Annotated in this window: 11 protein-coding genes and 1 pseudogene; 8 read left to right on the top strand and 4 right to left on the bottom strand. The window is 67.1% G+C overall.

The features are described from left to right. Positions 1-211 precede the first annotated feature (211 nt). The 5 genes and pseudogenes from selD (at position 212) to RND78_RS28260 (ending at position 4,819) form a co-directional block, all read left to right on the top strand. The gene (gene selD / locus RND78_RS10325; RefSeq protein WP_312728426.1) at positions 212-1,246 is read left to right on the top strand and encodes a selenide, water dikinase SelD; all 1,035 of its coding nucleotides are present in this window, start codon (positions 212-214) and stop codon (positions 1,244-1,246) included. Next, positions 1,246-2,346 carry a tRNA 2-selenouridine(34) synthase MnmH gene (gene mnmH / locus RND78_RS10320; RefSeq protein ID WP_312728423.1) on the top strand — a complete coding sequence of 367 codons (1,101 nt, stop codon included), beginning with the start codon at positions 1,246-1,248 and terminating at the stop codon, positions 2,344-2,346. The genes selD and mnmH overlap by 1 nt, the downstream gene beginning before the upstream one ends. A gap of 79 nt (positions 2,347-2,425) precedes the next feature. Beyond that, positions 2,426-2,716: a hypothetical protein gene (locus RND78_RS10315; protein WP_059226769.1), complete on the top strand. Its 291-nt coding sequence runs from the start codon at positions 2,426-2,428 to the stop codon at positions 2,714-2,716. Positions 2,717-2,866: 150 nt separating this feature from the next. Then, positions 2,867-3,934: pseudogene (locus RND78_RS28265) on the top strand (HAMP domain-containing protein); the annotation flags it as partial. 21 nt (positions 3,935-3,955) lie between these two features. Next, positions 3,956-4,819 carry a methyl-accepting chemotaxis protein gene (locus RND78_RS28260; RefSeq protein ID WP_409457040.1) on the top strand — a complete coding sequence of 288 codons (864 nt, stop codon included), beginning with the start codon at positions 3,956-3,958 and terminating at the stop codon, positions 4,817-4,819. A gap of 10 nt (positions 4,820-4,829) precedes the next feature. Here RND78_RS28260 and RND78_RS10305 read toward each other — a convergent pair whose 3' ends face one another. Genes RND78_RS10305 through RND78_RS10290 form a run of 4 tightly spaced genes read right to left on the bottom strand, consistent with a single transcriptional unit; the run spans position 4,830 to position 8,308 of the window. Beyond that, entirely contained in the window at positions 4,830-5,567 is a 738-nt protein-coding gene (locus RND78_RS10305) for a YciK family oxidoreductase (protein WP_312728418.1), read from the bottom strand. Between the two features lie 8 nt (positions 5,568-5,575). Continuing rightward, positions 5,576-6,247 carry an N-acetylmuramic acid 6-phosphate phosphatase MupP gene (gene mupP / locus RND78_RS10300; RefSeq protein WP_312728416.1) on the bottom strand — a complete coding sequence of 224 codons (672 nt, stop codon included), beginning with the start codon at positions 6,245-6,247 and terminating at the stop codon, positions 5,576-5,578. A 3-nt stretch (positions 6,248-6,250) separates the two neighbouring features. Beyond that, on the bottom strand, positions 6,251-6,949 hold the full coding sequence (gene ubiG / locus RND78_RS10295) for a bifunctional 2-polyprenyl-6-hydroxyphenol methylase/3-demethylubiquinol 3-O-methyltransferase UbiG (RefSeq protein WP_312728414.1): 699 nt from the start codon (positions 6,947-6,949) through the stop codon (positions 6,251-6,253). 33 nt (positions 6,950-6,982) lie between these two features. After that, positions 6,983-8,308 carry a TRZ/ATZ family hydrolase gene (locus tag RND78_RS10290; RefSeq protein WP_312728411.1) on the bottom strand — a complete coding sequence of 442 codons (1,326 nt, stop codon included), beginning with the start codon at positions 8,306-8,308 and terminating at the stop codon, positions 6,983-6,985. Positions 8,309-8,426: 118 nt separating this feature from the next. On the opposite strand from RND78_RS10290, the gene mtnA reads away from it, so the two are divergent. The 3 genes from mtnA (at position 8,427) to serC (ending at position 13,656) form a co-directional block, all read left to right on the top strand. Next, positions 8,427-9,500 (top strand): S-methyl-5-thioribose-1-phosphate isomerase, encoded by a 1,074-nt coding sequence (mtnA, locus tag RND78_RS10285; RefSeq protein WP_312728408.1) that lies wholly within the window; start codon positions 8,427-8,429, stop codon positions 9,498-9,500. Between the two features lie 233 nt (positions 9,501-9,733). Continuing rightward, the gene (gene gyrA / locus RND78_RS10280) at positions 9,734-12,574 is read left to right on the top strand and encodes a DNA gyrase subunit A (RefSeq protein ID WP_312728406.1); all 2,841 of its coding nucleotides are present in this window, start codon (positions 9,734-9,736) and stop codon (positions 12,572-12,574) included. After that, positions 12,571-13,656 (top strand): 3-phosphoserine/phosphohydroxythreonine transaminase, encoded by a 1,086-nt coding sequence (gene serC, locus RND78_RS10275; RefSeq protein ID WP_312728404.1) that lies wholly within the window; start codon positions 12,571-12,573, stop codon positions 13,654-13,656. Before gyrA ends, serC begins: the two co-directional genes overlap by 4 nt.

Below are 13,656 nucleotides of genomic sequence, written 5' to 3'. Positions count from 1 at the left end.
TCGCCGCATCCCCGCTCGCTTGTCCGGGGTCGGTCGGAGGTTTTCCACGAGGTTATCCACAGCAACTGTGGATTACCGCCGAAAAACAGGCCTTTTGCTTTGTCCGGCGATCTGCTAGGCGTGGCCCTCGCCGCCGCTGGGCGGGCTTTTGCTACTATGACGACCCTTCGCGCTGCTCGTCGACCGAGTGCCACGCTGATCCGGAGTACCCATGTCCCATCCCATTCGCCTTACCCAATACAGCCACGGCGCCGGTTGTGGTTGCAAGATCGCTCCCAAGACCCTGGAGACCATCCTGGCGGGGAGCGGTGCCCAGCACCTGGACCCGCGCCTCTGGGTCGGCAACGCCTCGCGCGACGATGCCGCGGTGTACGGCCTGGACGAGGAGCGGGGCGTGGTGTCCACCACCGATTTCTTCATGCCCATCGTCGACGATCCCTTCGACTTCGGCCGCATCGCCGCCACCAATGCGATCAGCGACATCTATGCCATGGGCGGCGATCCCCTGCTGGCCATCGCCATCCTCGGCTGGCCGGTCAACCTGCTGCCGCCCGAGGTGGCCCGTGAGGTCATCGCCGGCGGGCGCCGGGTGTGCGACGACGCGGGCATCCCACTGGCGGGCGGACATTCCATCGATGCCCCCGAGCCGATCTTCGGCCTGGCGGTCACCGGTATCGTCGAAAAGCGCCATCTCAAGCGCAACGACACCGCGACCCTGGGCAGCCGTCTCTACCTGACCAAGCCGCTGGGCATCGGCATCCTCACCACCGCCGAGAAGCGGGCCCTGCTGCGGCCGGCCGACCAGCACCTGGCGCGTGACACCATGTGCCAGCTCAACCGTCCCGGCAGCCGCTTCGGGCGCCTGGCGGGGGTCACGGCGATGACCGACGTCACCGGCTTCGGCCTGCTCGGCCACCTGGTGGAAATGGCCGATGGCAGCGGCCTGACCGCGGAGCTCGACTGCGCCGCCATCCCCCAGTTGCCGGGGGTGGACTTCTATCTCGACCAGGGCTGCGTCCCCGGCGGGACGGAGCGCAACTTCGACAGCTACGGCGCCCGCATCGCCCCGCTCGACGAGCGCCGTCGCCAGCTGCTGTGCGATCCCCAGACCAGCGGCGGCCTGCTGGTGGCCGTCGCGCCCGAGGGTGAGGCGGAGTTCCAGGCGGTGGCTGCCGAGCAGGGCCTGGCCCTACGGCCCATCGGCCGGCTGGTGGCCCGGCGCGCCCATGCGGTCGAGGTGGCCTGATGACCCAGCGTGAGGATGCCCGTGACCTGCGGGCGCTGTTCCTGAGCGAGGTGCCGCTGATCGATGTGCGCGCCCCGGTGGAGTTCGCCAAGGGCGCCTTTCCCATGGCCACCAACCTGCCATTGATGAACGACCTGGAGCGCCAGCGCGTCGGCACCCGCTACAAGCAGCAGGGCCAGCAGGCAGCGCTGGAGCTGGGTCATCAACTGGTGTCCGGCGCGGTGAAAGAGCAGCGTATCCAGGCCTGGGCCGCCTTCGCCCAGGCCCATCCGGAGGGTTATCTGTATTGCTTCCGTGGCGGCCTGCGCTCGCAGATCAGCCAGCAGTGGCTGCGCAGCGAGGGCGGCATCGCCTATCCACGGGTGGTGGGTGGCTACAAGGCTATGCGGACCTTCCTGATCGAGACGCTGCAACAGGCGCTCGCCGAGTGTCGCTTCGTCGTGGTGGGCGGCATGACCGGCACCGGCAAGACCGAGGTAGTCGCCCAGCTCGCCAATGCCGTCGATCTCGAAGGCCACGCCAATCACCGCGGCTCCAGTTTCGGCAAGCGCGCCACGCCGCAGCCGGGGCAGATCGATTTCGAGAATCGCCTGGCCATCGACCTGCTGCGGCGCCGCCATGCCGGACAGACGTCGTTCGTCTTGGAGGACGAATCGCGCCTGGTCGGCCGCTGCTCGCTGCCGCTGGAACTGCATCAGGGCATGCAGCAGTTCCCGCTGGTCTGGCTGGAAGACAGTCGGGAGAATCGCGTCGAACGCATCCTGCGCGACTACGTCGTCGACCTGGCGGCGGAGTTCATTGCCCTGCACGGACCGGAGCAGGGCTTCGCACTGTTCGCCGAGCAGTTGCGCAAGAGTCTCTCCGGCATCGCCAAGCGGCTGGGTGGCGAACGCTTCCAGCGACTGGCGGCCATCCTGGAGGCGGCCCTGGTCGAGCAGGAACGCTCGGGCGACGTGGCCGCGCATCGCGGCTGGATCGAGGGCCTGCTGGCGGAATACTACGACCCCATGTACGCCTACCAGCGCGAGAGCAAGGCCTCCCGCGTGGTGTTCAGTGGCGATCAGGCCGCGGTGGTCGACTATCTGCGCCGCGCCGGCTGAACAGCGCCGCGCGAAAGCGGTCTACGCAGCGACTATCCGGCGCTTTCGGCTAGTCGCCTCAGCTCGCAAGGAGAAGAAGATGAAGTCGAAACTGGTCCCCGTGGTGTCTGCCGCCCTGGCACTCGCCGTGCTCGCCGGCTGTTCGGGCAAGGTGGTCAATCGTGACAGCTGTGCCAGCCAGACCCGTTCCGCCTGGCAGGAACTGGACCTGGCCAAGGCCGAGGGGTTTTCCGGCACGGTGAGCTATTCCAAGGCGCTCGCGCTGCTGTCCACGGCCAAGACGCAGCAGCAGGTCGAGGCCTACGATGGCTGCGTGAAGAATGCGGAAAAGGCGCGTTTCTACATTCGGGAGTCCCGCGCCGGGCGATAAAAGTCAGACAGATAGCCTAGTGCCAGCATCGAAAGCGACTCGTACTTAACCGCTCGCGACGGATAGCGGCGTTTTGGTCTGCCAGCGCCTCAAGAATCAGTCTCCCCTGGCGAAAGTCAGTGTAGAACTGATTCTTTTGGAGGGGGCCTTATGGACGGGATGGCGAGGTATCGGCTGGCCAACTGGCTCACCGCGACGAAACTGGCGGTCGGCTTCGGACTGGTCCTGCTGCTGACCCTGGTGGTCGCCATCCAGGGCGGTCTCGCCCTCAAGGATGTCGAGCACCGCTTCGGCTCTCTCAAGGACATGGCGGCGATCAATCGCCAGATGATGCAGGTCCGGGCGCTGGAGCAGGGCTTTCGCCTCACCGGCGACAAGGCGCTTTCAGAGCATTTGCAAAAGGCCCTGCCCGGCGTCCTCGAAGGGCTCGCCAAGCTCTCCGGCGAGGTGAGCGGCGCCGACGCGGCAGGCGTCAACGCCGCCATGGAGACCATCAAGGCCTACGGCGCGGCCTTCACCGAATTCGAAAGACTCAACACCTCGCGGCGCCTGGCCATGGAGGGGGCGACCTTCCTCGTCGAGGGCGCGGCCAACAGCCTGGACATCCTGCAGTCCGGCCTGCTGGATGACGGCACCTACGCCCTGCGCGACTCCCAGGGCAAGCAGGGCGCCGAGTTGCTCGCACTCTCCCAGCAGGTGGGCGAACTCTATCGGTTGATGCTCAAGAGCCTGGACGAGGCCCAGGCCCGGGCGAGCAAGTCCGCCGTGGACGACTCGCCGCTGCCCTCGGCCGCGGCTGCCCTGGCGCAACTGGCCAAGGTGGAGCCCCAACTGACCGATCCGGCCTATTCCTCGGTCATCCAGGACGTCTCCACCAACATCAAGGAATTCACCGCTCGCCTGGGCGACTACGCCGCTGTACTGGCCAAGGAGCAAACTGCCGGCGCGGGCATCACCACCCTGGCCGACACCGCCGTGCAGCGCGTCGATGCCCTCTATGGGCAGCAGGAAGCCGAACTGCAGGCGATGATGGCCAAGCGCATGCTGGCCATCGCCGGTATCGCACTGCTGGCGCTGGTCGTCGGGACGCTCGCGGCGGTTTTCATCACGCTGGCCATCGTGCGGCCACTGCGCAAGGTGATTGCCGCCGCCGAGCGGATCGCCGAGGGCGAGCTGGATGTCGACCTGAAGGTGGATCGCGGCGACGAGATCGGCCAATTGCAGCGCTCCAGCGCCAGCATGGTAGCCGCCTTGCGCGGCATGGTCCTGCAGTTGCAGAGCGGCATCGCTCGTCTCGGCCAGGCCGCCGAGGCGCTGGCCGAGCAGGCGCGCGAGGCCCAGCTGGGCATGACGCGTCAGCGCGAGGAAACCGACCAGGTGGCCGCCGCCATGGCGCAACTGGCCGCGACCGCCCATAGCGTCGCCGAGGATGCCGAAGGCGCCGCGGGCGCCGTGGACCAGGCCGAGCGTCGGGTGAACGATGGCCAGGCCGTGGTGGGCAGGAGTCTGGCTGGCATCGAGACGCTGGGGGTGGACGTGCGCGCGGCTGCTGAAAGCCTGCAGGCTGTCTCCCGTGACAGCCAGGCGATCAGCGCCGTGCTCGACGTGATCAAGGCCGTGGCCGAACAGACCAACCTACTGGCGCTGAACGCCGCCATCGAAGCCGCCCGTGCCGGTGACCAGGGGCGTGGGTTCGCCGTGGTCGCCGACGAGGTGCGCGCCCTGGCGAAGCGGACGCAGCAATCCAGCATCGAGATCGAACAGCTCATCTCCGTGCTGCAGCGGGGCAGCAACGAGGCAGTCGATCGGATGCAGCAGAGCGAGCAGCTACTGTCCGGTACCGTAACCAATGCAACCGATACCCGGCAGGCGTTCGACGAGATCGCCACGGCGGTGGCCAGCATCCAGCAGAAGAATCAGCAGATTGCCGCCGCGGCCGTACAGCAGAGCGCGGTGGCGGAAGAGGTCGCGGTCAACGTGACGCGGATTCGCGACGGTGCCGATCAAACCAGCGAGGTGATGGCGGCGACCGCCTTGGCCAGTCGCGAACTGGCCGATTTGGGCGACGAGCTCACCAAGCTGGTCCGTCGCTTCCGCGTCTAGCAGGGCGGCATCACTGGGCGTTGAGTGCCTGCCCGGTGGTGCCGCGACTCGCGGAACCGAGCAAGTAGAGATAGACCGGCAAGATGGCCTCTGGCGCGGGCACTCGGGCAGGATCCTCCGCGGGATAGGCCGCTGCCCGCATGGCGGTACGGGTACCGCCCGGGTTGACGCTGTTGACCCGAATGCCGGCGTCCGCCAGCTCCTCGGCCCAGACCTGCATCAGGCATTCGGTGGCGAACTTGGATACCGAATAGGCGCCCCAGCCGGCCCGCCCCTTGCGCCCGACACTGCTCGACGTGAAGATCACCGAGGCGTCGGCTGACGCCCTGAGCAATGGCAGCAGCGCCTGGGTGAGGGCGAAACCGGCGTGCACATTGACCTGCATGACCTGCGCCAGCGCCGCTGGGGACGTACTTTCCAGCGGCACGCGCGGGCCGAGCAGACCGGCATTGTGCACCAGGCCGTCGAGCCGACCGAATTCCGCTTGCAGCCGCTGGGCTACCGTGGCGTAGGTGGTCGCCTCGGCTTGCTCGAGGTCCAGCACCAGCGTTGCGGCGGCCGGGCCACCGCTGGCGAGGATGTCATCGCGCACCCGATCCAGGGCCGCGGCATCGCGCCCCTGGAGGATGACTCGTGCACCGAGCGTGGCACAGCCCTTGGCCAGGGCCGCCCCTATGCCGCGGTTGGCCCCGGTGATCAGGATGATGCGATCTCGGAGCAGGTCGGCTGGGGCGTGGTAGTCGAACATGGAATTTCCTAGCAACCGCACAGGGCGCGATCGAGCAGGGGGCGCAAGTCCAGCGGGTGGTCGATGATGGCATCGGCGCCCCAATGCTCCGGACGGTCATCGGGGTGGATGTAGCCGTAGCGCGCCGCGACCGTCTTGCTGCCCGCCGCGCGACCGGACTCGATGTCGCGCAGGTCGTCGCCGATGAAGAGGGCGGCCTGGGGGGCGACCTCCAGTTGCTGGCAAGCCAGCAGCACCATCTCCGGGTCCGGCTTGCTGCGGGTGACGTGATCCGGGCAGACCAGGCAGGCCGAGCGCTCGGCCAGGCCCAGGCGCTGCATGATCGGCTCGGCGAAGCGCACCGGCTTGTTGGTCACCACGCCCCAGCGCAGCCGGGCGGACTCCAGATCGCGCAGGATCTCGTCCATGCCCTCGAATAGCCGGGTATGGACCGCGCAGTGCTCCTGGTAGCGCTCGAGGAATTCCAGGCGCAGAGGTTCTAGCTCGGCACCCAGGGGATCAACCTCGAAGCCAGCCAGGATCATGGCCTTGGCGCCGCCGGAGATGACGCCGCGCAGGCGGGCTTCATCGGCAGGTGGGAGACCCTGGTCCTGGCGCATGGCCTGGAGGATGGCGATGAAATCCGGCGCCGTGTCCAGCAGGGTGCCGTCCATGTCGAAGAGGACCGCTTGCAGACGCATGGATCAATCCTCGCGCTGGGTGCGCACCATGTAGTTCACCGTCACGTCGCCTTCCAGCTTGTATCTCTTGGTCAGCGGGTTGTAGGTGAGGCCGATGATGTCGCGCACATTGAGGCCGGCGGCGCGCGCCCAGGCGCCCAGTTCCGAGGGGCGGATGAACTTGCGGAAGTCGTGGGTGCCGCGTGGCAGCAGGCGCAGCACGTATTCGGCGCCGACGATGGCGAACAGGTAGGCCTTGGGATTGCGATTGATGGTGGAGAAGAACACCTGGCCGCCCGGCTTGACCAGGTCGTGGCAGGCCTGGATCACCGAGGCGGGGTCCGGCACGTGTTCGAGCATCTCCAGGCAGGTCACCACGTCATAGGTGCCGGCGTGCTTGCGCGCGTGGTCCTCGGTGGTTTCCTGGATGTACTCCACCGGCACGCCGGACTCCAGCTGGTGCAGGCGAGCCACGGCGAGGGGGGCCTCGGCCATGTCGATGCCGGTCACCTGGGCGCCGCGCTGGGCCATGGCCTCGCTGAGGATGCCGCCACCGCAGCCGACGTCCAGCACCTTCTTGCCGGCGAGGCCCGCGTGCTGGTCGATCCAGTTGACGCGCAGCGGGTTGATGTCGTGTAGCGGCTTGAATTCGCTCTCGCGGTCCCACCAGCGGTAGGCGAGGGCCTCGAACTTGGCGATCTCGGCGTTATCGACGTTGGACATGGGATTCTCCAGAGGCAAGGGGAGCGGGGCGCGTCAGGCGCCCTGCTGGATACGGGTGGCCCACTGCTGCGCATTGGCTATGAGTTCGGCCTCGTCCAGGCGGACGAGTTCGCCCTGGCGCAGCAGCGGTACGCCACCGACCCAGACGTCGCTGACGCGGTCCCGGCCAGTGGCGTAGATGAGTTGCGAGACGGGGTCGTAGAGCGGTTGCTGGGCGAGACCGCTGAGGTCGACGGCGGTCAGGTCGGCCGCCTTGCCCACTTCCAGCGACCCCAGGCAGCGCTCCAGGCCCAGGGCGCGGGCGCCATTGAGGGTGGCCATGCGCAGGGCGCCATGGGCGTCCAGGGCGGTGGCCGAGCCGGCGACCGCCTTGGCCAGCAGAGCGGCGGTGCGAGTCTCGCCGAGCAGGTCGAGGTCGTTATTGCTGGCGGCGCCGTCGGTACCGATGGCGACGTTGACGCCGGCCTGCCGGAGGCGCTCCACCGGGCAGAAGCCGCTGGCCAGCTTGAGATTGGATTCCGGGCTGTGGATGACGTGGCTGTTGGTCTCGACGAGATTTTCCAGATCCTCGTCGTCCACCTGGGTCATGTGCACGGCCTGGAAACGCGGGCCGAGCAGGCCCAGGCGTCGTAGCCGGCTGAGCGGCCGCTCGCCGGTCTGCTGCAGCGCCTGCTCCACTTCGAAGGCGGTCTCGTGGACGTGCATCTGGATCGGCGCCTGCAACTGCTCGGCCAGCACCAGGATCTCCTCGAGCTTGGCATCGCCCACGGTGTAGGGCGCATGGGGACCGAAGGCCACGCTGATGCGCTCGTGCAGCTTCATGTCGTCGAACAGCTCCAGGCCGCGACGGATCATGTCGTCGGCGGTACGGGCGCCGGGAATCGGGAAGTCGAGGATCGGCAGGCAGACCTGGGCGCGCACCCCGGTGCGATGGATCGCCTCGCAGGCCACCTGGGGATAGAAGTACATGTCCGAGAAGCAGGTGATGCCGCCGCGGATCTGCTCGGCGATGGCCAGGGTGGTACCGTCGCGGACGAAGTCCTCGTCGACCCAGCGACCCTCGGCGGGCCAGATGTGGTCCTGCAGCCAGGTCTGCAGCGGCAGGTCGTCGGCCAGGCCGCGGAAGAGCGTCATGGCGGCATGGCCGTGGGCGTTGATCAGTCCGGGGATCAGCACCTTGCCGGGCAGCTCCCGGGTTTCCTTGGCTGGATGACGCAAGGCGTCGGCACGCGGGGCGAGCAGGGCGATGCAGCCATCGCGCACGCCCAGGGCATAGTCGCGCAGGACCACTCCCGCGGGTTCTACCGGCACTATCCAGCTGGGGAGCAACAACAGGTCCAGGGGCGCGGGGGTGGGCATCTGCGGCGGTTCCGTGAGGGGCGAACCGGCAGTATAGCGGTCCTTGCGGCGCTACCGCTAAATCCGCGCGCCGATGCCGGTATACTGGCGGGCTACAGATTCAGGTCGAGGAGAGATCATGCGAGAGCGTCTGCTGGCGGCGGAAAAGGTCAAGGCGATCGACTGGCGGGACGGTGCCCTGCACCTGCTCGACCAGCGCCTGTTGCCGCTGCGCGAACACTGGGTCGCCTGTCATGGCGCCGCCGAGGTGGCCCAGGCCATCCGCGACATGCTGGTACGAGGCGCGCCCGCCATCGGCATCAGCGCCGCCTATGGCGTGGTGCTGGGCGCGCGGCAACGTGCGGCGGCCGGTGAAGACTGGGAAGAGACCTTGAGCGCCGACTTCGAATTGCTGGCGGCTTCGCGTCCCACCGCCGTCAATCTGTTCTGGGCGCTCAACCGCATGCGTGAGCGACTGGCGCGGGCGTCCGGCGCAGGGGCCTTGGCGGCACTCGAGGCGGAAGCCGTGGCCATCCACCTGAGCGATCGCGAAGCCAACCTGACCATGGCCCAGTTGGGGGTGGAACTGATCCGCAAGCATGACACCAGCAAGCAGACCTTCCTTACCCACTGCAACACCGGCGCCCTCGCCACCGGCGGCTTCGGCACCGCCCTGGGCGTGCTGCGCGCGGCGCACCTGGATGGCCTGGTGGAATGCGTCCACGCCGACGAGACCCGCCCCTGGCTGCAGGGCTCGCGTCTGACCGCCTGGGAGTTGGCCGGGGAGGGCATCCCGGTCAGCCTCAACGCCGACGCCGCCGCGGCGCACCTGATGAAGACGCGCAACGTCGCCTGGGTGATCGTCGGTGCCGATCGCATCACTGCCAACGGCGACGTGGCCAACAAGATCGGCACCTACAACCTGGCGGTCATCGCCATGCACCACGGGGTGCGCTTCATGGTGGTGGCGCCCAGTTCCACCATCGATATGAAACTCGCGTCCGGTGACGACATCCCCATCGAGGAGCGCGCCGGTCATGAGCTGCTGGAAGTGGGTGGGCAACGCATCGCCGCCGGCGTGGAGGCCTTCAATCCGGTGTTCGACGTCACCCCGGCCGATCTCATCGACGCCATCGTCACCGAGCGCGGCGTGGTGGAGCGGCCGGATGCCAAGAAGATGGCCGAGCTGATGAATCGCCGACGCCTGCATTGAGATGATCGCCAGGGGCGGATACATCCCTGAATGTGTTAGAATTTCGCTCTTTGCACAGGCTTCGTTCGAAAGCCCTCGGCAGGCGGTGATGCAGTGCTGGAAACCGGTCGGAGCGCCCTTTGCGCCGCCGGTGGCAGGTGCCGCCAGACGGGCTTTCGCCTCTCCTATATCAGGCTCGGCCGATGTGCGGACGAGCTCTAGCGCTTTTCAGATCAGAAGGAACCAGGCTTCTCATGGGTGAACTGGCCAAAGAAATCCTCCCGGTCAATATCGAAGACGAATTGCGACAGTCGTACCTCGACTACGCGATGAGCGTCATCGTCGGCCGGGCCCTGCCGGATGTGCGCGACGGCCTCAAGCCGGTGCACCGGCGTGTGCTCTACGCCATGAGCGAGCTGGGCAACGACTGGAACAAGCCGTACAAGAAATCCGCCCGTGTGGTGGGTGACGTGATCGGTAAATACCACCCCCACGGCGACACCGCCGTCTACGACACCATCGTGCGGATGGCGCAGCCCTTCTCGCTGCGCTACATGCTGGTGGATGGCCAGGGCAACTTCGGTTCGGTGGACGGCGACAACGCCGCGGCCATGCGTTACACCGAAGTGCGGATGTCCAAGCTCGCCCACGAGCTGCTGGCCGACCTGGACAAGGAAACCGTCGACTGGGTGCCCAACTACGACGGCACCGAGCAGATCCCGGCGGTGATGCCCACGCGCATCCCCAACCTGCTGGTCAACGGTTCCAGCGGCATCGCGGTCGGCATGGCCACCAACATCCCGCCGCACAACCTAGGCGAGGTGATCGACGGCTGCCTGGCGCTGATCGAGAACAGCGAGCTGACCGTCGACGACCTGATGCAGTACATCCCCGGTCCGGACTTCCCCACCGCGGGCATCATCAACGGTCGCGCCGGCATCATCGAGGCCTACCGTACCGGCCGTGGCCGCATCTATGTGCGGGCCCGCGCCGAGGTCGAGGACATCGACAAGAGCGCCAATCGCCAGCAGATCGTCATCACCGAGCTGCCCTACCAGCTCAACAAGGCGCGGCTGATCGAAAAGATCGCCGAGCTGGTGAAAGAGAAGAAGATCGAAGGCATCACCGAGCTGCGCGACGAGTCCGACAAGGACGGTATGCGCGTGGTCATCGAGTTGCGTCGCGGCGAGACCCCCGAGGTGGTGCTCAACAACCTCTACGCCCAGACCCAGCTGCAGACGGTGTTCGGCATCAACGTGGTGGCCCTGCTCGACGGCCAGCCGCGCACCCTGAACCTCAAGGAACTGCTGGAAGCCTTCATTCGCCACCGTCGCGAAGTGGTGACCCGGCGGACCGTCTACGAATTGCGCAAGGCGCGCGAGCGTGGCCACATCCTCGAAGGCCAGGCGGTCGCCCTGTCCAACATCGATCCGGTCATCGAGCTGATCAAGACCTCGCCCACGCCGGCCGAAGCCAAGGAACGCCTGATCGCCACGCCCTGGGAGTCCAGTGCGGTCCGCGAGATGGTCGAGCGCGCCGGGGCCGATTCCTGCCGCCCGGACGAGCTGCCGGAGCAGTACGGCCTGCACGAGGGCAAGTATCACCTCTCGCCCGAACAGGCCCAGGCCATCCTCGACCTGCGCCTGCATCGCCTGACCGGCCTGGAGCACGAGAAGCTCATCGCCGAGTACCAGGAGATCCTGCAGCAGATCGGCGAGCTGATCCGCATCCTCACCAACCCCGAGCGGCTGATGGAAGTCATCCGTGAGGAGCTGGAGAAGGTCAAGGCCGAGTTCGGCGACAAGCGTCGTACCGAGATCGTCGCCTCCCACGTGGACCTGACCATCGCCGACCTCATCACCGAGGAAGACCGCGTCGTCACCATCTCCCATGGCGGCTACGCCAAGTCCCAGCCGCTGCACGCCTACCAGGCCCAGCGCCGCGGCGGTCGCGGCCGCTCGGCCTCGGCGGTCAAGGACGAGGACTACATCGAACACCTGCTGGTCGCCAACAGCCACACCACCCTGCTGTTGTTCTCCAGCCTGGGCAAGGTCTACTGGAAGCGTACCTACGAGATCCCCGAGGCCTCCCGTGTTGCCCGCGGCCGTCCGCTGGTCAACCTGCTGCCGCTGGCCGAAGGCGAGCGCATCACCGCCATGCTGCCGGTGGACCTTGAGGCCGTGCGCCAGCAGGCGCCCGCGGGTGACGAGGACCTGGGCGAGCAGGACGACAACCTGGACATCGAAGACGCCGTGCTGGTGGAAGACGACGTCGAGGCCGAGGTCGAAGGCGAAGAGGGCGAGCTCCTCGAGGCGGGCCAGGACGAGCCCACCGGGGCCTATATCTTCATGGCGACCCGCAACGGCACCGTGAAGAAGACCCCGCTGGTGCAGTTCAGCCGCCCGCGCAGCAACGGCCTGATCGCGCTGAAGCTGGAAGAGGGCGACAGCCTGATCGCCGCTGCCATCACCGATGGCGCCCGCGAAGTCATGCTGTTTTCCGACGGTGGCAAGGTCATCCGCTTCAAGGAGCGCCATGTGCGCACCATGGGCCGTACCGCCCGCGGCGTGCGCGGCATGCGCCTGGCCGAAGGCCAGCGGCTGATCTCCATGCTGATCCCCGAGCCGGGCGCCGAGATCCTCACCGCCAGCCTCAACGGTTTCGGCAAGCGCACCGCCATGGCCGAATACCCGCAGCGTGGCCGCGGAGGCCAGGGCGTGATCGCCATGGTCATCAACGAGCGTAACGGCCCGCTGATCGGCGCCATCCAGGTGCTCGAGGGCGAGGAGATCATGCTCATCTCCGACCAGGGCACCCTGGTGCGGACGCCGGTCGAAGGCATCTCCCGCACCGGGCGCAACACCCAGGGCGTGACCCTGATCAAGCTCGGCAACGGTGAGAAACTGGTCGGCCTGGAGCGGGTGCAGGAGCCTTCGGTGGACGAGGAGCTGCTGGACCACGAAGCCGAACTGGACGGCGAGGTGCTGGACAAGGAATTGCCCGTCGACAGCCACGAGCCGGACCAGGACGATGTCCTGCCCGGCGCCAGCGACGTGCCGAGCGATGACCTTCCCGACGAGGATGACGAGCGATGAGCAAGCGTGCCTACAACTTCTGCGCCGGTCCGGCGGCCCTGCCCGAAGCGGTGCTGCGCCAGGCTCAGGCCGATCTGCTGGATTGGCAGGGGCGTGGCCTGTCGGTGATGGAGATGAGCCACCGCGGTGAGGACTTCACCGCCATCTCGAGCCAGGCCGAAGTCGACCTGCGCGAGTTGCTGGTCATCCCCAGCGACTACAAGGTGCTGTTCCTCCAGGGCGGCGCCAGCCTGCAGTTCGCCCAGTTGGCGATGAACCTGATGCCAGAGGGCGGCAAGGCCGACTACATCGACACCGGCATCTGGTCGCGCAAGGCCATCGAGCAGGCGCAGCACTATGGCGCCGTCAACGTCGCCGCCAGCGCCAAGCACTACGACTACTTCGCCATTCCCGGGCAGAACGAATGGCAGCTGTCCAAGGACGCCGCCTACGTCCACTACACGCCCAACGAGACCATCGGCGGCCTGGAGTTCGACTGGATTCCCGAGGTCGGTGACGTGCCCCTGGTGGCGGATGCCTCTTCCGATATCCTGTCGCGCCCGCTGGACGTCTCGCGCTTCGGCCTGATCTACGCCGGTGCCCAGAAGAACATCGGCCCCAGCGGCCTGGTGGTGGTGATCGTCCGCGAGGACCTGCTGGGTCGCGCCCGCGCCGCCTGTCCGACGCTCTTGGACTACAAGGTCGAAGCCGACAACGGCTCCATGTACAACACCCCGGCGACCTTCTCCTGGTACCTGTCTGGCTTGGTGTTCAAGTGGCTCAAGGAACAGGGCGGACTGCCCGCCATGGAGCGCCTGAATCGCCAGAAGAAGGACCTGCTGTACGGCTTCATCGATGCCAGCGACTTCTACAGCAACCCCATCGCCAAGAACGACCGCTCCTGGATGAACGTGCCCTTCCGCCTGGCCGACGAACGCCTGGACAAGGCCTTCCTCAAGGGCGCCGACGAGCGCGGACTGCTGTATCTTCAGGGACACCGTTCGGTGGGTGGCATGCGTGCCTCCATCTACAATGCCGTCACCCTGGAGGCCGTCCAGGCCCTGGTGACCTATCTGGCCGAATTCGAGAAGGAGCACGGCTGA

The organism is Pseudomonas oryzihabitans, from assembly GCF_032027545.1.
In the GTDB taxonomy this organism is placed as follows: Bacteria; Pseudomonadota; Gammaproteobacteria; order Pseudomonadales; family Pseudomonadaceae; genus Chryseomonas; species Chryseomonas oryzihabitans_F.
The sequence above is the reverse complement of the archived record's forward strand: the minus strand, read 5'-3'. Positions and strand labels throughout refer to the sequence as shown.

Bases quoted from the DNA above. Each gene is read 5' to 3' on its own strand.
- ubiG (WP_312728414.1), bottom strand. From the start codon at position 6,949: ATGTCCAACGTCGATAACGCCGAGATCGCCAAGTTCGAGGCCCTCGCC.
- RND78_RS10305 (WP_312728418.1), bottom strand. From the start codon at position 5,567: ATGTTCGACTACCACGCCCCAGCCGACCTGCTCCGAGATCGCATCATC.
- serC (WP_312728404.1), top strand. From the start codon at position 12,571: ATGAGCAAGCGTGCCTACAACTTCTGCGCCGGTCCGGCGGCCCTGCCC.
- mnmH (WP_312728423.1), top strand. From the start codon at position 1,246: ATGACCCAGCGTGAGGATGCCCGTGACCTGCGGGCGCTGTTCCTGAGC.
- selD (WP_312728426.1), top strand. From the start codon at position 212: ATGTCCCATCCCATTCGCCTTACCCAATACAGCCACGGCGCCGGTTGT.
- mtnA (WP_312728408.1), top strand. From the start codon at position 8,427: ATGCGAGAGCGTCTGCTGGCGGCGGAAAAGGTCAAGGCGATCGACTGG.
- RND78_RS10290 (WP_312728411.1), bottom strand. From the start codon at position 8,308: ATGCCCACCCCCGCGCCCCTGGACCTGTTGTTGCTCCCCAGCTGGATA.
- mupP (WP_312728416.1), bottom strand. From the start codon at position 6,247: ATGCGTCTGCAAGCGGTCCTCTTCGACATGGACGGCACCCTGCTGGAC.
- RND78_RS10315 (WP_059226769.1), top strand. From the start codon at position 2,426: ATGAAGTCGAAACTGGTCCCCGTGGTGTCTGCCGCCCTGGCACTCGCC.
- gyrA (WP_312728406.1), top strand. From the start codon at position 9,734: ATGGGTGAACTGGCCAAAGAAATCCTCCCGGTCAATATCGAAGACGAA.
- RND78_RS28260 (WP_409457040.1), top strand. From the start codon at position 3,956: ATGGTAGCCGCCTTGCGCGGCATGGTCCTGCAGTTGCAGAGCGGCATC.